Source organism: Stutzerimonas sp. FeSN7 (genome assembly GCF_030263795.1).
In the GTDB taxonomy this organism is placed as follows: Bacteria; Pseudomonadota; Gammaproteobacteria; order Pseudomonadales; family Pseudomonadaceae; genus Stutzerimonas; species Stutzerimonas stutzeri.
The window spans coordinates 3,804,792-3,821,752 of the sequence record NZ_JARPMN010000001.1 but is presented as its reverse complement, the minus strand read 5'-3'; the positions used below and the strand labels follow the sequence as shown (position 1 = coordinate 3,821,752).

Here is a 16,961-nt window from a genome sequence, read left to right as displayed (position 1 = left end):
GTCGATCAGATGGGTCAGAAAGTACATCCCACTGGCATTCGCCTGGGAATCGTCAAGGAGCACACCTCCGTCTGGTACGCAGACGGCCGTACGTATGCAGACTATCTGCTTGCAGATCTGAACGTGCGTGAGTACCTCCAAGACAAACTAAAAAGCGCGTCCGTAAGCCGTATCGATATCCATCGCCCGGCTCAAACCGCACGCATCACCATCCACACCGCTCGTCCCGGCATCGTGATCGGCAAGAAGGGTGAGGATGTTGAGAAGCTGCGTCAGGACCTGACCAAGCAAATGGGTGTGCCGGTGCACATCAATATCGAAGAGATCCGCAAGCCGGAGCTCGACGCCATGCTGGTTGCACAGAGCGTAGCTCAGCAGCTGGAGCGTCGCGTGATGTTCCGTCGCGCCATGAAGCGCGCCGTACAGAACGCCATGCGTATTGGTGCCAAGGGCATCAAGATCCAGGTCAGTGGTCGTCTGGGTGGGGCTGAAATCGCCCGTACCGAGTGGTATCGCGAAGGTCGTGTGCCGCTGCACACCCTGCGTGCCGATATCGATTACAACACTTACGAAGCGCACACCACTTACGGTGTGATCGGCGTGAAGGTGTGGATCTTCAAAGGCGAAGTGATTGGTGGTCGCCATGAAGAGCTCAAGCCTCAAGCGCCTGCTCCTCGTAAAAAAGCTGCTAAGTAAGGGGTACGCCAAATGTTGCAACCCAAGCGTACAAAATTCCGCAAGCAGATGACCGGCCACAATCGTGGTCTGGCTCAGCGCGGTAGCAAGGTCAGCTTCGGCGAATTCGCGCTGAAGTCTGTTTCCCGTGGTCGTCTGACCGCGCGTCAGATCGAGGCTGCACGTCGTGCGCTGACTCGTCACGTCAAGCGTGGCGGCAAGATCTGGATCCGCGTGTTCCCCGACAAGCCCGTTACCAAGAAGCCCCTGGAAGTTCGTATGGGTAAAGGTAAGGGTAGCGTCGAGTACTGGGTAGCCCAGATTCAGCCGGGCAAGGTGCTCTACGAGATCGAGGGTGTTTCCGAAGAGCTGGCGCGTGAGGCTTTCGCCCTGGCCGCTGCAAAGCTGCCGCTCGCCACCTCCTTTGTTAAGCGGACGGTGATGTGATGAAAGCGAATGAACTTCGTGAAAAATCCGTTGAGCAGCTGAACGAGCAACTGCTCGAGCTGCTGCGGGACCAGTTCAATCTGCGTATGCAGAAAGCGACTGGCCAGTTGGGGCAGTCTCACCTGCTCTCGCAAGTCAAGCGCGACATCGCTCGTGTCAAGACTGTGCTCAACCAGCAGGCAGGTAAGTGATCATGGCTGAAGCTCAGAAAACCGTCCGCACGCTGACCGGCCGTGTCGTCAGCGACAAGATGGACAAGACCATCACCGTACTGATCGAGCGTCGCGTCAAGCACCCGATCTACGGCAAATACGTTAAGCGTTCGACCAAACTGCACGCCCACGACGAAACCAACCAGTGCAAGATCGGCGACAAGGTTTCCATTCGTGAAACCCGTCCGCAGTCCAAGACCAAGTCCTGGGCGCTGGTTGAAGTCGTTGAACGCGCCGTCGAAGTCTAAGGGCTAGGGGTCGGAGAAATTATATGATTCAGACTCAATCCATGCTCGATGTGGCTGATAACAGTGGCGCTCGTCGCGTCATGTGTATCAAGGTGCTCGGCGGTTCCCACCGCCGTTACGCCGGCATCGGCGACATTATCAAGGTCACCGTCAAGGAAGCGATTCCGCGTGGCAAGGTCAAGAAAGGCCAGGTGATGACCGCTGTAGTGGTCCGTACCCGTCACGGTGTTCGCCGTCCCGACGGCTCCATCATCCGCTTCGATGGCAACGCTGCTGTTCTGCTGAACAACAAGCAAGAGCCTATCGGCACCCGCATCTTCGGGCCGGTGACTCGTGAGCTTCGTACCGAGAAGTTCATGAAGATCGTTTCGCTCGCACCTGAAGTGCTGTAAGGAGTAGCCGCATGCAAAAGATTCGTCGCAACGACGAGATCATCGTCATCGCCGGCAAAGACAAGGGCAAGCGCGGTAAGGTGCTGAAGGTGCTCGCTGACGACCGTCTGGTCGTTGGCGGGATCAACCTGGTCAAGCGCCACACCAAGCCGAACCCGATGTCCGGTGTTCAGGGCGGTATCGTCGAGAAAGAGGCGCCTTTGCACGTCTCTAACGTCGCCATTTTCAACGGTGAAACCAACAAGGCAGACCGCGTTGGCTTCAAGGTTGAAGAAGGCAAGAAAATTCGTGTCTTCAAGTCGACCCAGAAGCCGGTTGACGCTTGAGACTGCTAGGTAGATAACCATGGCACGACTAAAAGAAGTTTATCGGAAGGAAATCGCGCCCAAGCTGAAGGAAGAACTTCAGCTCAAGAACGTGATGGAAGTTCCGCGCATTACCAAGATCACCCTCAACATGGGTATCGGCGAAGCGATCGGTGACAAGAAGATCATCGACAACGCGGTTGCCGATCTGGAAAAGATCACCGGTCAGAAGGTTGTAGTGACCCACGCTCGCAAGTCCATCGCAGGCTTCAAGGTCCGCGAAGGCTGGCCGATCGGTGTCAAGGTAACCCTGCGCAGCGATCGCATGTACGAATTCCTGGATCGTCTGCTTTCGATCTCCCTGCCGCGCGTGCGTGACTTCCGCGGCCTGAATGCCAAGTCCTTCGATGGCCGCGGCAACTACAGCATGGGTGTCAAAGAGCAGATCATCTTCCCGGAAATCGATTACGACAAGATCGATGCCCTGCGTGGTCTGGATATCACTCTGACCACTACTGCACGGACGGATGATGAAGGTCGTGCGTTGCTGCGCGCTTTCAACTTCCCGTTCCGTAACTGATTGGAGTAGGCACATGGCTAAGCAAAGCATGAAGAACCGTGAGCTGAAGCGTCAGCGCACGGTTGCCAAGTTCGCCCAGAAGCGTGCGGCACTGAAAGCGATCATCGCTAGCCCGGAGTCCACTCCGGAGGCGCGTTGGGAAGCTCAGGTGGCCCTGCAGAAGCAGCCGCGTGATGCAAGCGCTTCGCGCCTGCGTAACCGCTGCCGTCTGACTGGCCGTCCGCACGGCGTCTATCGCAAGTTCGGCCTCGCGCGCAACATGCTGCGCCAGGCCGCCATGCGCGGTGACGTACCGGGCCTGGTCAAAGCCAGCTGGTAAGAATCAAACAGGGCCTTCGGGCCCTGTTTGTTTTCGGTCGAGCCCCTTTCGGGGCTTGATTCGTTTCTGGTGAGCGCCTAGAATGCCCGGCTCGCCTGAGCCTCGCATTTTTGTAGGGTTCGCCCGTTGGCGACACGAGCCGTCCAAGGCTTATTTTTTTGTTTTAGGAGCTAAGAGCCCATGAGTATGCAGGACCCGTTAGCGGACATGCTAACTCGTATCCGTAATGCCCAGATGGCCGAAAAGTCCGTCGTAAGCATGCCGTCTTCCACGCTGAAGGTGGCTGTAGCCAACGTTCTTCAAGGTGAAGGCTATATCGCGGGATACCAGGTCAGTGGCGACGTCAAGCCGCAGCTGTCCATCGAGCTTAAGTATTTCGAAGGCCGTCCGGTCATCGAGGAACTGAAGCGCGTAAGTCGTCCTGGCCTGCGCCAGTACAAATCCGTTGACCAGTTGCCGAAAGTTCGCGGTGGCCTGGGTGTCTCGATCGTCTCCACCAACAAGGGTGTGATGACTGATCGTGCTGCTCGCGCTGCTGGTGTCGGCGGCGAAGTGCTTTGCACTGTGTTCTAAGGGGGGATAAGCATGTCTCGCGTTGCTAAGAACCCCGTCAAGCTGCCCGCTGGCGTTGAAATCAAAATGTCCGGCCAGCAGCTTTCGGTGAAGGGTGCAAAAGGCGCTCTGGAGCTGAACGTTCATCCTTCCGTTGAGGTTATCCAGGAAGGTGGTGAGCTGCGTTTCGCCGGTCGTAACGGTGATCAGCAGACTCGCGCCATGGCCGGTACTACCCGCGCTCTGGTCAACAACATGGTGATCGGTGTCAGTCAGGGCTTCGAGCGCAAGCTCCAGTTGGTCGGCGTCGGTTACAAGGCGCAAGCCAAAGGTCAAGTGCTGTCCCTGGCTCTCGGTTTCTCGCATCCGGTGGATTATGAGCTGCCGCAAGGCGTCACCGCCGAGACCCCCAGCCAGACCGATATCCTGATCAAGGGTGTCGACAAGCAACTGGTCGGTCAGGTGGCTGCTGAAATTCGTGATTTCCGTCGTCCGGAGCCTTACAAGGGCAAAGGCGTGCGGTACTCGGATGAAGTAGTCCGTCGCAAAGAAGCTAAGAAGAAGTAGGGCATAGCAAATGAGCGTAAAGAAAGAAACTCGTCTGCGTCGCGCTCGCAAAGCGCGCCTGAAGATGCGCGAGCTGGAAGCCGTACGCCTCTGCGTGCACCGCTCTTCCCAGCACATCTACGCCCAGGTCCTTTCGGCCGACGGCGGCAAGGTCCTGGCAAGCGCCTCGACTCTGGACAAAGAACTGCGTGACGGTGCCACCGGCAACGTTGACGCTGCCAAGAAAGTCGGTCAACTGGTCGCTGAGCGCGCGAAAGCCGCAGGCGTCACTCAGGTGGCGTTCGACCGTTCTGGCTTCAAGTACCACGGTCGTGTGAAGGCACTGGCTGATGCTGCTCGTGAAGGCGGGCTGGAGTTCTAAGTTATGGCAAATAACGAGCAAAAGCGCGACGAAGGCTACATCGAGAAGCTGGTTCAAGTTAACCGCGTCGCAAAAACCGTGAAGGGTGGTCGTATCTTCACCTTCACCGCGCTGACTGTAGTTGGTGATGGTAAGGGTCGTGTTGGTTTCGGTCGCGGCAAGTCCCGCGAAGTGCCGGCTGCCATTCAGAAGGCCATGGAAGCGGCGCGCCGCAACATGATCCAGGTCGACTTGAACGGCACTACGCTTCAGTACGCCACCAAGGCGGCTCACGGCGCATCCAAGATCTACATGCAGCCTGCCTCCGAAGGTACCGGTGTTATCGCTGGTGGTGCCATGCGCGCCATTCTTGAAGTGGCCGGTGTGCACAACGTCCTGGCCAAGTGCTACGGCTCTACCAACCCGGTCAACGTGGTGCATGCCACCTTCAAGGGTCTGAAGGCGATGCAGTCGCCTGAGTCGATTGCTGCCAAGCGCGGCAAGAGCGTCGAGGAGATTTCCTGATCATGGCTAACACCGTCAAGGTTACGCTGATCAAGAGCGTCAGCGGTCGTATCCCCAATCACAAGCTGTGCGTCAAGGGCCTGGGCCTGCGTCGCATTGGTCACACCGTAGAAGTTCAGGATACTCCTGAGAACCGCGGCATGATCAACAAGGCTTACTACATGCTCCGTGTGGAGGGCTAAGCCATGCAACTGAACGATCTGCGTTCTGCGCCGGGTGCCCGTCGCGAAAAGCTGCGTCCGGGTCGTGGTATCGGCAGCGGTCTGGGTAAGACCGGTGGCCGTGGCCACAAAGGTCAGACTTCCCGCTCCGGCGGCAAGATCGCTCCGGGCTTCGAGGGTGGTCAGCAGCCGCTGCACCGCCGTCTGCCGAAGTTCGGCTTCGTTTCGCTGAAGGCCATGGATCGCGCAGAAGTGCGCACTTCCGAACTGGCTAAGGTGGAAGGCGACGTTGTTACCGTACAGAGCCTGAAAGACGCCAACGTCATCAACCAGAACGTGCAGCGTGTGAAAGTCATGCTGTCCGGTGAGGTTGGGCGTGCGGTCACTCTAAAGGGCATCGCAGCCACCAAGGGTGCGCGTGCGGCTATCGAAGCAGCTGGCGGCAAGTTCGAGGAATAAATGGCTAAGCAAGGTGCTCTCTCCGCGCTGAGTAATGGTGGTCTGTCCGAACTCTGGGCTCGTCTGCGCTTTCTGTTCATGGCGATCATCGTCTACCGGATTGGCGCACACATTCCAGTACCCGGGATCAATCCCGATCGGCTGGCCGAGCTGTTCCGTCAGAACGAGGGGACCATCCTTAGCTTGTTCAACATGTTTTCCGGCGGTGCGCTGGAGCGCATGAGCATCTTTGCGCTGGGGATCATGCCGTACATCTCGGCATCGATCATCATGCAGCTCATGACCGCTGTCAGTCCGCAGCTGGAGCAGTTGAAGAAAGAAGGCGAAGCCGGTCGTCGCAAGATCAGCCAGTACACGCGTTACGGAACGCTGGTTCTGGCAATCGTGCAGGCCGTCGGCATGTCGGTCGGACTGGCGGGGCAGGGTGTCGCGTTCAGTAACGACTTCGGCTTCTACTTCGTGGCCATCACGACCTTCGTGTCTGGTGCGATGTTCATGATGTGGCTGGGCGAGCAGATCACCGAGCGTGGGGTTGGCAACGGAATCTCGATGCTGATCTTCGCTGGGATCGTCGCCGGATTGCCGGGCGCGCTCGGGCAGTCGTTCGAGTCCGCTCGCCAAGGCGATATCAACATCATCGCTTTGCTGGCCGTGGGGCTGCTGGCGGTTGCGATCATCGGTTTCGTGGTGTTCATCGAGCGTGGGCAGCGTCGCATTGCGGTGCACTACGCCAAGCGTCAGCAAGGTCGTAAGGTCTTCGCTGCGCAGACCAGCCACCTGCCGTTGAAAGTCAACATGGCGGGCGTTATCCCGGCCATCTTCGCCAGCAGCATCCTGCTGTTCCCGGCTTCGCTGGGGCAGTGGTTCGGCCAGTCCGAAAACATGGGTTGGTTGGCTGATATCTCTCAGGCGATCGCGCCCGGGCAGCCGTTGAACATCCTGCTGTTCAGTGCTGGGATCATTTTCTTCTGCTTCTTCTATACGGCATTGATGTTCAATCCGAAGGACGTGGCAGAGAACCTGAAGAAGTCCGGTGCGTTTATTCCCGGGATTCGTCCTGGTGAGCAGTCGGCTCGCTATATCGATGGCGTGTTGACCCGCTTGACCATGTTCGGCGCCCTGTACATGACGGCTGTCTGCCTGCTGCCGCAGTTCCTTGTGGTTGCAGCCAACGTGCCGTTCTACCTTGGTGGGACCTCGTTGCTGATCGTGGTTGTGGTTGTCATGGACTTCATGTCCCAAGTGCAATCGCACCTCATGTCGCACCAGTACGATTCCCTGATGAAGAAAGCCAACCTGAAGGGCTACGGCAGCGGAATGCTCCGCTGAAGTGGTTCGTAAGGTTCTAGGAGTTGGTGATGAAAGTTCGTGCATCGGTTAAAAAGCTGTGCCGTAACTGCAAGATCATCCGTCGCGACGGTGTCGTGCGCGTGATCTGCAGCGCAGAACCGCGTCACAAGCAGCGCCAAGGCTGATTGTGTAAGGCGTTATAACCCGGCAGCTAGTGCGCTGCCGGGTTGAATATTTGTTATTACAGCGTTAATATCTCGCGCCCTTTTCTTGGCTTCCGGGGCGTAGGTAGCTGTCAATTGGAGTTTCACTGAATGGCCCGTATTGCAGGCGTCAACATTCCGGATAACAAGCACACTGTTATCTCGCTGACCTACATCTACGGTGTTGGTCGCACCCGTGCGCAGGAAATCTGTGCCGCTACCGGTGTGAATCCGGCAGCAAAGATCAAGGATCTTTCCGACGAGCAGGTCGAACTGCTGCGTGGCGAAGTCGGCAAGTTCATCGTTGAGGGCGACCTGCGTCGCGACGTCAACATGAAAATCAAGCGCTTGATGGACCTGGGTTGCTATCGCGGCCTGCGCCATCGTCGTGGTCTTCCGGTTCGCGGTCAGCGCACCAAGACCAACGCACGTACCCGTAAGGGCCCGCGCAAGCCGATCCGCAAGTAATCGCGTTAGCGAATCGACAGGAATCTAGTCATGGCAAAACCTGCTGCTCGTCCTCGTAAAAAAGTCAAAAAGACAGTGGTTGATGGCATCGCCCACATCCACGCTTCTTTCAACAACACCATCGTGACCATCACCGATCGTCAGGGCAATGCGCTGTCCTGGGCTACCTCGGGTGGTTCCGGTTTCCGCGGCTCGCGTAAGAGCACTCCGTTCGCTGCCCAGATCGCTGCAGAGCGCGCTGGCCAGGCTGCTCTGGAGTACGGCCTGAAGAACCTCGACGTCAACGTCAAGGGCCCGGGCCCGGGTCGTGAGTCCGCCGTGCGTGCTTTGAACGCATGTGGTTATAAAATCGCCAGCATCACCGACGTGACGCCGATCCCGCACAACGGGTGCCGTCCGCCGAAGAAGCGCCGCGTGTAATCAGGAGACAGTAAAGAATGGCTCGTTATATTGGTCCCAAGTGCAAACTGTCTCGTCGTGAAGGCACTGATCTCTTCCTGAAGAGTGGTGCGCGCGCGCTCGAATCCAAGTGCAACATTGAAACTCCGCCAGGTGTGCACGGCCAGCGTCGTGGCCGCCTGTCCGACTACGGCACCCAGCTGCGCGAGAAGCAGAAAGTGCGCCGTATCTACGGTGTGCTGGAGCGTCAGTTCAGCGGTTACTACAAGGAAGCTGCCAGCCGCAAGGGCGCTACCGGCGAGAACCTGCTGCAGCTGCTCGAGTGCCGTCTGGACAACGTCGTGTATCGCATGGGCTTCGGCTCCACTCGTGCCGAATCGCGCCAGCTGGTCTCGCACAAGTCGATCACCGTCAACGGTCAGACCGTGAACATCCCGTCGTACCAGGTCAAGGCCGGTGACGTGGTTGCTGTTCGCGAGAAGTGCCGTAACCAGCTGCGTATCGCCCAGGCCCTCGAACTGTGCGCTCAGCGCGGTCGCGTTGAATGGGTCGAAGTAGACGCCGACAAGAAATCCGGTGTTTTCAAGAATGTTCCGGCTCGCAGCGATCTGTCCGCCGACATCAACGAAAACCTGATTGTCGAGCTCTACTCCAAGTAAGGGCTAGAAAATAGGTGTATCCATGCAGAGTTCGGTAAATGAGTTCCTGACCCCCCGCCATATCGATGTGCAGGTGGTCAGTCCGACCCGTGCCAAGATCACTCTCGAGCCCCTCGAGCGTGGTTTTGGCCACACCCTGGGCAACGCGCTGCGTCGTATTCTGTTGTCCTCCATGCCCGGCTGCGCTGTGGTCGAGGCTGAGATCGACGGTGTGCTCCACGAGTACAGCGCCATCGAGGGCGTGCAGGAAGATGTAATCGAAATCCTGCTCAACCTCAAAGGTATCGCCATCAAGCTGCACGGCCGTGATGAAGTGACCTTGAGCCTGGTGAAGAAGGGCGCGGGCGCTGTTACCGCTGCCGATATCCAGCTGGATCACGATGTTGAAATCGTCAATGGCGATCACCTGATCGCCAATCTGGCGGCCAACGGCTCGCTCAACATGAAGCTCAAGGTCGCTCGCGGCCGTGGTTACGAGCCTGCTGATGCGCGTCAGAGCGACGAAGATGAAAGCCGTAGCATCGGTCGTCTTCAGCTCGACGCCACCTTCAGCCCGGTTCGTCGCGTGGCTTATGTGGTCGAGAATGCTCGTGTCGAGCAGCGCACCAACCTGGACAAGCTGGTCATTGACCTGGAAACCAACGGCACCCTGGATCCCGAAGAGGCGATCCGTCGTGCAGCGACCATCCTGCAACAGCAGCTGGCTGCGTTCGTCGACCTGAAGGGCGACAGCGAGCCGGTGGTTGTCGAGCAGGAAGACGAGATCGATCCGATCCTGTTGCGTCCGGTGGATGACCTGGAACTGACCGTACGTTCGGCCAACTGCCTCAAGGCAGAGAACATCTACTACATTGGTGATCTGATTCAGCGCACCGAAGTAGAGCTGTTGAAAACGCCGAACCTGGGCAAGAAGTCCCTGACCGAGATCAAGGACGTTCTGGCTTCGCGTGGTTTGTCCCTCGGTATGCGCCTGGATAACTGGCCGCCGGCAAGTCTCAAGAAGGACGATAAGGCCACTGCCTGATCGCCCCCAGTAACCGAACTGAACGTTTGGTAAGGAATTTCAATCATGCGTCATCGTAAAAGTGGCCGTCATCTGAGCCGCACCAGCGCCCACCGCAAGGCCATGTTCCAGAACATGGCGGTGTCGCTGTTCGAGCACGAACTGATCAAGACCACCCTGCCCAAGGCCAAAGAACTGCGTCGCGTTGCCGAGCCGCTGATCACCCTGGCCAAGGAAGACAGCGTTGCCAACCGCCGCCTGGCTTTCGACCGTACCCGTTCGAAAGCTGCTGTAGGCAAGCTGTTCAACGATCTGGGCAAGCGCTACGCCACCCGTCAGGGCGGCTATCTGCGCATCCTCAAGTGCGGTTTCCGCGCAGGGGACAACGCACCTATGGCTTACGTCGAGCTGGTTGACCGTCCGGTCGCTGGTGAGGTTGAAGCCGCAGCCGAGTAATCGGCCGCTGTATGAAGAACCGGGCCTAGGCCCGGTTTTTTATTGTCTGAACGATGGTGCTGCTCTATCAGCTTGGTTCGTTTAATAAATTAGTTCTTTATTGGCGTCTCGTTAGAATTCTCCTCAAGCCGACTTAACCGGTATGTACAAGGAGATACAGCATGAGCCAAGGCAAGACCCTCACCACCGCTGGTGGCGCCCCCGTTGCCGACAATCAGAATTCTCGTTCAGCCGGGCCTCGTGGCCCTTTGTTGCTGGATGACTTCCACTTGGTCGAAAAGCTCGCCCATTTCAACCGCGAAGTCATTCCGGAGCGTCGTGTGCACGCCAAGGGCTCCGGGGCCTATGGCACGTTTACCGTGACCGCAGACATAACTCACCTCACCCGTGCCAAGCTGTTCGAGTCCGTTGGCAAGCAAACGCCCCTGTTCCTGCGCTTTTCCACGGTAGGGGGTGAGCGCGGCTCGGCGGATACCGAGCGTGATCCTCGCGGCTTCGCGGTGAAGTTCTATACCGAGGAAGGCAATTGGGACGTCGTGGGTAACAACACGCCGGTCTTCTTCATCCGCGATCCGCTGAAATTTCCGGATTTCATCCATACGCAAAAGCGTGACCCATGGAGCAATCTGAAGAGCCCGCAGATGATGTGGGATTTCTGGTCGCACTCGCCCGAGGCGTTGCATCAGGTCACCATCCTGTTTTCCGATCGTGGCATCCCCGATGGTTATCGGTTCATGCACGGCTTCGGCAGCCACACCTTCAGCCTGGTTAATAGTGAAGGCGAGCGGCACTGGGTGAAGTTCCACTTCAAGAGCATGCAAGGGATCAGAAACCTGCATCCGAGCGAGGCAGCACGCCTTGCCGGCAGCGATCCCGATTATGCGCAGCGGGATCTTTTCCACGCGATCGAGCGGAGCGAGTTTCCCAGGTGGAAGCTCTGCATCCAGGCGATGAGCGAGGCGGAGGCGGCCAACCGTGCCGAAAATCCTTTCGACGTCACCAAGGTCTGGTCGCAGAAGGAGTTTCCGCTGATCGAAGTGGGGGTAGTCGAGCTGAATCGCAATCCGCAGAACTATTTCGCCGAGGTCGAACAGGCTGCCTTTGCCCCGAGCAACGTCGTCCCGGGTATCGGCCTGTCGCCGGATCGCATGCTTCAGGGGCGGGTATTCGCTTACGCCGATGCCCATCGCTACCGCGTCGGCACCAACCATCAGCAGCTTCCGGTCAATGCGCCGCGTTGCCCGGTCCACAACTATCAGCGTGATGGCGCGATGCGTTTTGATGGCAACGGTGGTTCGGCGCCCAACTACGAGCCGAACAGCTACAGCGACGCCCCTAAGCAGGCAGCGCAGTACGCCGAACCGGCGCTTGCGCTCTCCGGTACGGCTGACCGATATGACCACAGGGCCGATGAAGACTATTTCAGTCAGGCGGGAGCTCTGTTCCGTCTGATGACAGCTGAGCAGCAGAATCTGCTGATCGGCAATATCGTCGGTGCGATGGCAGGCGTTTCGCGAGACGTGCAGTTGCGTCAGCTGGGGCACTTCTTCAAGGCCGACCCGGCATACGGGGCGGGTATCGCCCGGGGACTGGGTATCGATCCGAACGAAGTCGCCTAAGCCTAAGCTGTACCGAGCCGTAGAGCGCAGAAGCCGGGCCCCGGAAGAGCCCGGCTTTTTTGCGGCTGGTCGTCAGTGACGGTCGCGCTCCAGCAGCGGTTTGAGGAAATGCCCGGTGTGCGACTGTGACATTTCCGCGACCTCCTCCGGTGTGCCGCTGGCGATGATCTGGCCGCCCTTGGAGCCGCCTTCCGGGCCGAGGTCCACCAGCCAGTCAGCGGTTTTGATCACGTCCAGATTGTGCTCGATGACCACCACCGTGTTGCCGTGGTCACGCAGGCGATGCAGCACGTCGAGTAGCTGCTGGATGTCGGCGAAGTGCAGGCCGGTGGTGGGCTCGTCGAGGATGTACAGGGTCTTGCCGGTGTCGCGTTTGGACAGCTCGCGGGACAGCTTCACCCGTTGCGCTTCGCCCCCCGACAGCGTGGTCGCGCTCTGCCCCAGCTTGATGTACGACAGCCCGACGTCCATCAGGGTTTGCAGCTTGCGTGCAACTGCCGGCACCGGATCGAAGAATTCGCGAGCTTCCTCGATCGTCATGTCCAGTACCTCGGTGATGCTCTTGCCCTTGTACTTCACCTCCAGTGTCTCGCGGTTGTAGCGCTTGCCCTTGCACACGTCGCAGGGGACGTAGATGTCCGGTAGAAAATGCATTTCCACCTTGATCACACCGTCGCCCTGGCAGGCTTCGCAGCGGCCGCCCTTTACATTGAAGGAGAAGCGTCCCGGCCCGTAACCGCGCGAGCGGGCCTCCGGTACCCCGGCAAAGAGTTCGCGGATGGGCGTGAACAGGCCGGTGTAGGTCGCCGGGTTGGAACGTGGGGTGCGGCCGATGGGGCTCTGGTCGATGTCGACGACCTTGTCGAGGTGCTGCAGGCCGTCGAAGCTGTCGTAGGGCGCCACCTCCAGGGTGGACGCGCCATTGAGCGCCGTGGCAGTGATCGGAAACAGCGTGTTGTTGATCAGCGTCGACTTGCCCGAGCCGGATACGCCGGTGATGCAGGTCAGCAGCCCCACCGGGATCTCCAGATCGACGTTACGCAGGTTGTTGCCGCGGGCGCCCTTGAGCTTGAGCAGCTTTTTCGGGTCGCGACGGGTGCGTTCCGGTGGGTAATTGATCGTCACCCGGCCGGAGAGGTACTTGCCGGTCAGGGAGTCCGGGTGCGCCATCACCTCGTCGGGGGTACCCTCGGCGACGATGCGGCCACCGTGCACCCCGGCCCCCGGGCCGATGTCCACCACGTAGTCGGCAAGGCGGATGGCGTCCTCGTCATGCTCGACCACGATCACCGTGTTGCCGATGTCGCGCAGGTGACGAAGGGTGCCCAGCAGGCGCTCGTTGTCGCGCTGGTGCAGGCCGATCGAGGGCTCATCGAGGATGTACATCACACCGACCAGGCCGGCGCCGATCTGGCTCGCCAGTCGGATGCGCTGGGCCTCGCCGCCGGACAGCGTGTCCGCACTGCGGTCGAGGGTCAGGTAATCGAGGCCGACATTGACCAGGAACTGCAGACGCTCGCGGATCTCCTTGAGGATCTTGTCGGCGATTTCGCCGCGACGACCGCTGAGCGAGAGTCCGCCGAAATAATCGGTGGCGTCGCCGATGGGCAGTGCCGTGACCGCCGGCAGTGTCTTGTCCCCAACCCACACGTGGCGAGCCTCGCGGCGCAGGCGGGTGCCGCGGCATTCCGGGCAGGGCTGAGTGCTGAGGTACTTCGCCAGCTCTTCGCGCACCGAAGTGGACTCGGTCTCGCGGTAGCGGCGTTCGAGGTTGGGGATGATGCCTTCGAACGGATGCGAGCGCCTGACGATGTCCCCACGGTCATTGAGGTAACGGAACTCGACGTTCTCCCGGCCGCTTCCGCGCAGGATGAACTTCTGGTGCTCGGCGGCCAGTGAGTCGAAGGGCTCGTCCAGACTGAACCCGTAATGCGAGGACAGCGAGCCGAGCATCTGGAAGTAATAGACGTTGCGCCGGTCCCAGCCGCGGATCGCGCCTTCGGCCAGGGTGAGTTCGCCGTTGACCAGGCGCTTGGCATCGAAGAACTGCTTCACGCCCAGGCCATCGCAGGTCGGGCAGGCACCTGCCGGGTTGTTGAAGGAGAACAGCTTGGGTTCCAGCTCGCTGATGGAGTGACCGCAGATCGGGCAGGCGAAGCGTGCCGAGAAGATCATCTCCTCGCTTTCTTCGTCCTCGTCCATGGGTGCGACCAGCGCGATGCCGTCCGCCAGTTTCAGCGCCGTCTCGAAGGATTCGGCCAGACGCTGCTGCAGGTCGCCGCGAACCTTGAAGCGATCCACCACGACATCGATGGAGTGCTTCTTCTGTTTGTCCAGCTTGGGCAGTTCGTCCAGTTCGTAGAGGCGGCCGTTGACGCGGGAGCGAACGAAGCCCTGGGCCCGCAACTCGTCGAACACGGCCAGGTGCTCGCCCTTGCGCTCGCGAATGACGGGTGCCAGCAGCATCAGCTTGCGCCCTTCTGGCAGCGCCAGGACCTGGTCGACCATCTGACTGACGGTTTGCGCTTCCAGCGGCGCGTCATGGTCCGGGCAGCGTGGTGTGCCGACCCGCGCGTAGAGCAGGCGCAGGTAATCGTAGATCTCGGTGATGGTGCCGACGGTGGAGCGCGGGTTGTGTGATGTCGACTTTTGTTCGATCGAAATGGCCGGGGAAAGCCCTTCGATGGTGTCCACGTCGGGCTTTTCCATCATCGAAAGGAACTGCCGGGCATAGGCCGAGAGCGATTCGACATAGCGGCGCTGGCCTTCGGCATAAAGCGTGTCGAACGCCAGCGAAGACTTGCCGGAGCCGGAGAGGCCGGTGATGACGATCAGCTTGTCGCGTGGCAGGGTGAGGTCGATGTTCTTCAGGTTGTGGGTGCGAGCCCCACGAATCAGAATCTTGTCCAAAACAGCCTCGCGTGGCGGGCGGAAACCCGAAAGTATACGGCCGGGGTGATAGTCGCGGCAAAACCGCGCGCCTGTGCCGAGCGGGGGAGGGCTGCTAGAATCGCCGCCGGTTCATACAAGCGAGACCCTCCATGCAGGACCCCTACAGCGAGCGCATGAGCGCCAGCGAAAAACGCGCAGCTTCCGGGCTGGCGCTGGTGTTCGCTTTTCGCATGCTCGGCATGTTCATGGTTTTGCCCGTGCTGGCAACCTACGGCATGGACCTGGAAGGCGCTACGCCGACCCTGATCGGCCTTGCCATCGGTGCCTATGGTTTGACCCAGGCGCTGCTGCAAATTCCCTTCGGCATTCTCTCTGACCGCATCGGGCGCCTGCCGATCATCTATTTCGGTCTGGCGATCTTCGCCGCCGGCGCGGTTCTGGCGGCGATGTCCGACAGCATCTGGGGTGTGGTCGCGGGGCGGGTGCTGCAGGGCGCCGGCGCGATCTCCGCCGCGGTGATGGCGTTGCTGTCCGACCTGACCCGCGAGCAACACCGGACCAAGGCGATGGCGCTGATCGGGGTGAGCATCGGCTTCTCCTTTGCCGTGGCCATGATCATCGGCCCCCTGTTGACGCGTGCCTTCGGTCTTTCCGGGTTGTTCTGGGTGACGGCGGCGATGGCAGTGGTTGGCGGGCTCATCGTTGCGCTGCTGCCCAAGGCCCAGGCCCATGTCCGTCATCGGGAATCCGGGGTCGCCCGGCAGGCGCTGGGTCTGACGTTGCGTCATCCAGACCTGCTGCGGCTGGATTTCAGCATCCTGGCGTTACACGCGATTCTCATGGCGAGCTTCGTCGCGCTGCCGCTGGCGCTGGTGGAGCAGGGCGCATTGCCCAAGGACGAGCATTGGTGGGTCTACCTGACCGCGCTGCTGATCGGCTTCTTCGGCATGATTCCGTTCATCATCTATGGCGAGAAGAAGCGCCAGATGCGCCGCGTGCTGCTCGGTGCCGTCTGTGCGCTGCTGCTGTGCGAGCTGTTCTTCTGGTGGTTCGGCAACGGCCTGTGGATGCTGGTGGTGGGCATGGTTGCCTTCTTCGTCGCCTTCAATCTGCTTGAGGCGTCGTTGCCGTCGCTGATCAGCAAGGTGGCGCCGGCAGGTGGCAAGGGCACCGCCATGGGGGTCTACTCCACCAGTCAGTTCCTCGGTGCCGGGCTGGGCGGCGTCCTGGGCGGCATGCTCTATCAGCAGGGCGGGCTGGCCCTGGTGTTCGCTGGCTGCGCGGCACTCTGCGCACTGTGGTTCGTGATCGCCTTCAGCATGCGCGAGCCTCCCTATGTCACCAGCCTGCGCCTGCCGCTTTCGGCCGGCGCGCTGAGCAACACCCGGCTCGAGACCGACCTGCTGCACGTGCCCGGCGTGAGCGATGTGCTGATCGTGCTCGACGAGGCGGCGGCCTATGTGAAGGTCGATACCCTGGTGCTGGATCGCGACGCGCTGGATCGTTTGGTTGCCTGACCAACACGACGCTCGTCGCGGCCGTGGTGCTGCGCACGGCGACGCAACTTGCTGGCGCGTTGGTTGGTTGTCAGGGGTGGCTGAGGTAAGATTCGCGGTCATCGGGTCTCCTGGTAGCAGGATCGCCATCGGTGAGCCCACTTAAATTCAATGTTCCAAGAGGAGTTACCCATGGCCAGAGGGGTGAACAAAGTCATCTTGATCGGCAATGTCGGCGGCGACCCGGAAACCCGCTACATGCCCAATGGCAATGCGGTGACCAACATCACGCTGGCAACCACCGACAGCTGGAAGGACAAGCAGACCGGTCAGCTTCAGGAGCGCACCGAGTGGCACCGTGTGGTGCTGTTCGGCAAGGTCGCCGAGATCGCCGGCGAGTACCTGCGCAAGGGTTCGCAGTGCTACATCGAAGGCCGCCTGCAGACTCGCGAGTGGGAGAAGGATGGCGTCAAGCGCTACACCACCGAAATCGTCGTCGACATGAATGGCACCATGCAGCTGCTCGGCGGCCGTGGCGGCAGTTCCGATGACGCGCCACGTCAGCCGCGCCCGCAGCGCGAGCCGCAACAGGCTCCGCGTCAGCAGGCTCAGCCGCAGCAGCCGGCCGCACGGCAGCAGCCGGCGCCGGACTATGACAGCTTCGATGACGACATCCCCTTCTAGAGTTTCCTGA

At 60.0% G+C, this 16,961-nt stretch carries 25 protein-coding genes; 24 read left to right on the top strand and 1 reads right to left on the bottom strand.

Annotated features, from left to right (window positions below; translation table 11 throughout):
• Nucleotides 1-9 precede the first annotated feature (9 nt).
• The 22 genes from rpsC (at nucleotide 10) to P5703_RS18155 (ending at nucleotide 11,879) form a co-directional block, all read left to right on the top strand.
• Nucleotides 10-696, top strand: a complete 687-nt coding sequence (rpsC, locus tag P5703_RS18260) for a 30S ribosomal protein S3 (RefSeq protein WP_003289210.1) — start codon at nucleotides 10-12, stop codon at nucleotides 694-696.
• Between the two features lie 12 nt (nucleotides 697-708).
• On the top strand, nucleotides 709-1,122 hold the full coding sequence (rplP, locus tag P5703_RS18255) for a 50S ribosomal protein L16 (RefSeq protein WP_003281836.1): 414 nt from the start codon (nucleotides 709-711) through the stop codon (nucleotides 1,120-1,122).
• The gene (rpmC, locus tag P5703_RS18250; protein ID WP_003281834.1) at nucleotides 1,122-1,313 is read left to right on the top strand and encodes a 50S ribosomal protein L29; all 192 of its coding nucleotides are present in this window, start codon (nucleotides 1,122-1,124) and stop codon (nucleotides 1,311-1,313) included. The genes rplP and rpmC overlap by 1 nt, the downstream gene beginning before the upstream one ends.
• Before the next feature lie 2 nt (nucleotides 1,314-1,315).
• Complete coding sequence (rpsQ, locus tag P5703_RS18245; RefSeq protein ID WP_011911990.1) at nucleotides 1,316-1,582, top strand: 30S ribosomal protein S17; 267 nt, start codon at nucleotides 1,316-1,318, stop codon at nucleotides 1,580-1,582.
• A 23-nt stretch (nucleotides 1,583-1,605) separates the two neighbouring features.
• Nucleotides 1,606-1,974 (top strand): 50S ribosomal protein L14, encoded by a 369-nt coding sequence (gene rplN / locus P5703_RS18240; protein WP_003281831.1) that lies wholly within the window; start codon nucleotides 1,606-1,608, stop codon nucleotides 1,972-1,974.
• Between the two features lie 11 nt (nucleotides 1,975-1,985).
• Complete coding sequence (rplX, locus tag P5703_RS18235) at nucleotides 1,986-2,300, top strand: 50S ribosomal protein L24 (protein ID WP_003304067.1); 315 nt, start codon at nucleotides 1,986-1,988, stop codon at nucleotides 2,298-2,300.
• Nucleotides 2,301-2,319: 19 nt separating this feature from the next.
• Nucleotides 2,320-2,859 carry a 50S ribosomal protein L5 gene (rplE, locus tag P5703_RS18230; protein WP_011911991.1) on the top strand — a complete coding sequence of 180 codons (540 nt, stop codon included), beginning with the start codon at nucleotides 2,320-2,322 and terminating at the stop codon, nucleotides 2,857-2,859.
• A 13-nt stretch (nucleotides 2,860-2,872) separates the two neighbouring features.
• Nucleotides 2,873-3,178 (top strand): 30S ribosomal protein S14, encoded by a 306-nt coding sequence (gene rpsN / locus P5703_RS18225; protein ID WP_011911992.1) that lies wholly within the window; start codon nucleotides 2,873-2,875, stop codon nucleotides 3,176-3,178.
• 180 nt (nucleotides 3,179-3,358) lie between these two features.
• Nucleotides 3,359-3,751 carry a 30S ribosomal protein S8 gene (rpsH, locus tag P5703_RS18220; RefSeq protein ID WP_011911993.1) on the top strand — a complete coding sequence of 131 codons (393 nt, stop codon included), beginning with the start codon at nucleotides 3,359-3,361 and terminating at the stop codon, nucleotides 3,749-3,751.
• A 12-nt stretch (nucleotides 3,752-3,763) separates the two neighbouring features.
• Entirely contained in the window at nucleotides 3,764-4,297 is a 534-nt protein-coding gene (gene rplF, locus P5703_RS18215; protein ID WP_011911994.1) for a 50S ribosomal protein L6, read from the top strand.
• Between the two features lie 10 nt (nucleotides 4,298-4,307).
• Nucleotides 4,308-4,658, top strand: coding sequence for a 50S ribosomal protein L18 (rplR, locus tag P5703_RS18210; RefSeq protein WP_013981715.1), 351 nt, complete (start codon nucleotides 4,308-4,310; stop codon nucleotides 4,656-4,658).
• A gap of 3 nt (nucleotides 4,659-4,661) precedes the next feature.
• Nucleotides 4,662-5,162 (top strand): 30S ribosomal protein S5, encoded by a 501-nt coding sequence (gene rpsE, locus P5703_RS18205; RefSeq protein ID WP_011911996.1) that lies wholly within the window; start codon nucleotides 4,662-4,664, stop codon nucleotides 5,160-5,162.
• Between the two features lie 2 nt (nucleotides 5,163-5,164).
• Nucleotides 5,165-5,344 carry a 50S ribosomal protein L30 gene (rpmD, locus tag P5703_RS18200; protein ID WP_003281818.1) on the top strand — a complete coding sequence of 60 codons (180 nt, stop codon included), beginning with the start codon at nucleotides 5,165-5,167 and terminating at the stop codon, nucleotides 5,342-5,344.
• 3 nt (nucleotides 5,345-5,347) lie between these two features.
• Nucleotides 5,348-5,782: a 50S ribosomal protein L15 gene (gene rplO, locus P5703_RS18195; RefSeq protein WP_003281817.1), complete on the top strand. Its 435-nt coding sequence runs from the start codon at nucleotides 5,348-5,350 to the stop codon at nucleotides 5,780-5,782.
• Nucleotides 5,783-7,111: a preprotein translocase subunit SecY gene (gene secY, locus P5703_RS18190; RefSeq protein ID WP_011911997.1), complete on the top strand. Its 1,329-nt coding sequence runs from the start codon at nucleotides 5,783-5,785 to the stop codon at nucleotides 7,109-7,111.
• Nucleotides 7,112-7,140: 29 nt separating this feature from the next.
• Nucleotides 7,141-7,257 (top strand): 50S ribosomal protein L36, encoded by a 117-nt coding sequence (rpmJ, locus tag P5703_RS18185; RefSeq protein WP_003281814.1) that lies wholly within the window; start codon nucleotides 7,141-7,143, stop codon nucleotides 7,255-7,257.
• A 129-nt stretch (nucleotides 7,258-7,386) separates the two neighbouring features.
• Nucleotides 7,387-7,743 carry a 30S ribosomal protein S13 gene (rpsM, locus tag P5703_RS18180; RefSeq protein WP_011911998.1) on the top strand — a complete coding sequence of 119 codons (357 nt, stop codon included), beginning with the start codon at nucleotides 7,387-7,389 and terminating at the stop codon, nucleotides 7,741-7,743.
• Between the two features lie 30 nt (nucleotides 7,744-7,773).
• Complete coding sequence (gene rpsK, locus P5703_RS18175) at nucleotides 7,774-8,163, top strand: 30S ribosomal protein S11 (RefSeq protein ID WP_003281811.1); 390 nt, start codon at nucleotides 7,774-7,776, stop codon at nucleotides 8,161-8,163.
• A 17-nt stretch (nucleotides 8,164-8,180) separates the two neighbouring features.
• Nucleotides 8,181-8,801 carry a 30S ribosomal protein S4 gene (rpsD, locus tag P5703_RS18170; RefSeq protein WP_011911999.1) on the top strand — a complete coding sequence of 207 codons (621 nt, stop codon included), beginning with the start codon at nucleotides 8,181-8,183 and terminating at the stop codon, nucleotides 8,799-8,801.
• 22 nt (nucleotides 8,802-8,823) lie between these two features.
• On the top strand, nucleotides 8,824-9,825 hold the full coding sequence (locus P5703_RS18165) for a DNA-directed RNA polymerase subunit alpha (RefSeq protein WP_003293045.1): 1,002 nt from the start codon (nucleotides 8,824-8,826) through the stop codon (nucleotides 9,823-9,825).
• 45 nt (nucleotides 9,826-9,870) lie between these two features.
• Nucleotides 9,871-10,260, top strand: a complete 390-nt coding sequence (gene rplQ, locus P5703_RS18160; RefSeq protein ID WP_011912000.1) for a 50S ribosomal protein L17 — start codon at nucleotides 9,871-9,873, stop codon at nucleotides 10,258-10,260.
• 161 nt (nucleotides 10,261-10,421) lie between these two features.
• Nucleotides 10,422-11,879: a catalase gene (locus P5703_RS18155; protein WP_125852883.1), complete on the top strand. Its 1,458-nt coding sequence runs from the start codon at nucleotides 10,422-10,424 to the stop codon at nucleotides 11,877-11,879.
• A gap of 72 nt (nucleotides 11,880-11,951) precedes the next feature.
• Here P5703_RS18155 and uvrA read toward each other — a convergent pair whose 3' ends face one another.
• The gene (gene uvrA / locus P5703_RS18150; RefSeq protein WP_125852884.1) at nucleotides 11,952-14,789 is read right to left on the bottom strand and encodes an excinuclease ABC subunit UvrA; all 2,838 of its coding nucleotides are present in this window, start codon (nucleotides 14,787-14,789) and stop codon (nucleotides 11,952-11,954) included.
• 131 nt (nucleotides 14,790-14,920) lie between these two features.
• Here uvrA and P5703_RS18145 point away from each other — a divergent pair, with 131 nt between their 5' ends.
• Nucleotides 14,921-16,288: an MFS transporter gene (locus tag P5703_RS18145; protein WP_108241452.1), complete on the top strand. Its 1,368-nt coding sequence runs from the start codon at nucleotides 14,921-14,923 to the stop codon at nucleotides 16,286-16,288.
• A gap of 171 nt (nucleotides 16,289-16,459) precedes the next feature.
• Nucleotides 16,460-16,951: a single-stranded DNA-binding protein gene (locus tag P5703_RS18140; RefSeq protein WP_003281797.1), complete on the top strand. Its 492-nt coding sequence runs from the start codon at nucleotides 16,460-16,462 to the stop codon at nucleotides 16,949-16,951.
• The last annotated feature ends 10 nt before the right edge of the window (nucleotides 16,952-16,961 follow it).

What these genes read in the sequence shown, in the direction of transcription:
- P5703_RS18140 (WP_003281797.1), top strand. Translation starts at nt 16,460, where the DNA reads ATGGCCAGAGGGGTGAACAAAGTCATCTTGATCGGCAATGTCGGCGGC.
- rplN (WP_003281831.1), top strand. Translation starts at nt 1,606, where the DNA reads ATGATTCAGACTCAATCCATGCTCGATGTGGCTGATAACAGTGGCGCT.
- rplF (WP_011911994.1), top strand. Translation starts at nt 3,764, where the DNA reads ATGTCTCGCGTTGCTAAGAACCCCGTCAAGCTGCCCGCTGGCGTTGAA.
- rplX (WP_003304067.1), top strand. Translation starts at nt 1,986, where the DNA reads ATGCAAAAGATTCGTCGCAACGACGAGATCATCGTCATCGCCGGCAAA.
- rplQ (WP_011912000.1), top strand. Translation starts at nt 9,871, where the DNA reads ATGCGTCATCGTAAAAGTGGCCGTCATCTGAGCCGCACCAGCGCCCAC.
- rpsC (WP_003289210.1), top strand. Translation starts at nt 10, where the DNA reads ATGGGTCAGAAAGTACATCCCACTGGCATTCGCCTGGGAATCGTCAAG.
- rpmD (WP_003281818.1), top strand. Translation starts at nt 5,165, where the DNA reads ATGGCTAACACCGTCAAGGTTACGCTGATCAAGAGCGTCAGCGGTCGT.
- P5703_RS18165 (WP_003293045.1), top strand. Translation starts at nt 8,824, where the DNA reads ATGCAGAGTTCGGTAAATGAGTTCCTGACCCCCCGCCATATCGATGTG.
- rplP (WP_003281836.1), top strand. Translation starts at nt 709, where the DNA reads ATGTTGCAACCCAAGCGTACAAAATTCCGCAAGCAGATGACCGGCCAC.
- rplR (WP_013981715.1), top strand. Translation starts at nt 4,308, where the DNA reads ATGAGCGTAAAGAAAGAAACTCGTCTGCGTCGCGCTCGCAAAGCGCGC.
- rplE (WP_011911991.1), top strand. Translation starts at nt 2,320, where the DNA reads ATGGCACGACTAAAAGAAGTTTATCGGAAGGAAATCGCGCCCAAGCTG.
- rplO (WP_003281817.1), top strand. Translation starts at nt 5,348, where the DNA reads ATGCAACTGAACGATCTGCGTTCTGCGCCGGGTGCCCGTCGCGAAAAG.
- secY (WP_011911997.1), top strand. Translation starts at nt 5,783, where the DNA reads ATGGCTAAGCAAGGTGCTCTCTCCGCGCTGAGTAATGGTGGTCTGTCC.
- rpsD (WP_011911999.1), top strand. Translation starts at nt 8,181, where the DNA reads ATGGCTCGTTATATTGGTCCCAAGTGCAAACTGTCTCGTCGTGAAGGC.
- P5703_RS18145 (WP_108241452.1), top strand. Translation starts at nt 14,921, where the DNA reads ATGCAGGACCCCTACAGCGAGCGCATGAGCGCCAGCGAAAAACGCGCA.
- P5703_RS18155 (WP_125852883.1), top strand. Translation starts at nt 10,422, where the DNA reads ATGAGCCAAGGCAAGACCCTCACCACCGCTGGTGGCGCCCCCGTTGCC.
- rpsK (WP_003281811.1), top strand. Translation starts at nt 7,774, where the DNA reads ATGGCAAAACCTGCTGCTCGTCCTCGTAAAAAAGTCAAAAAGACAGTG.
- rpsM (WP_011911998.1), top strand. Translation starts at nt 7,387, where the DNA reads ATGGCCCGTATTGCAGGCGTCAACATTCCGGATAACAAGCACACTGTT.
- rpsE (WP_011911996.1), top strand. Translation starts at nt 4,662, where the DNA reads ATGGCAAATAACGAGCAAAAGCGCGACGAAGGCTACATCGAGAAGCTG.
- rpsQ (WP_011911990.1), top strand. Translation starts at nt 1,316, where the DNA reads ATGGCTGAAGCTCAGAAAACCGTCCGCACGCTGACCGGCCGTGTCGTC.
- rpmJ (WP_003281814.1), top strand. Translation starts at nt 7,141, where the DNA reads ATGAAAGTTCGTGCATCGGTTAAAAAGCTGTGCCGTAACTGCAAGATC.
- rpsN (WP_011911992.1), top strand. Translation starts at nt 2,873, where the DNA reads ATGGCTAAGCAAAGCATGAAGAACCGTGAGCTGAAGCGTCAGCGCACG.
- rpsH (WP_011911993.1), top strand. Translation starts at nt 3,359, where the DNA reads ATGAGTATGCAGGACCCGTTAGCGGACATGCTAACTCGTATCCGTAAT.
- rpmC (WP_003281834.1), top strand. Translation starts at nt 1,122, where the DNA reads ATGAAAGCGAATGAACTTCGTGAAAAATCCGTTGAGCAGCTGAACGAG.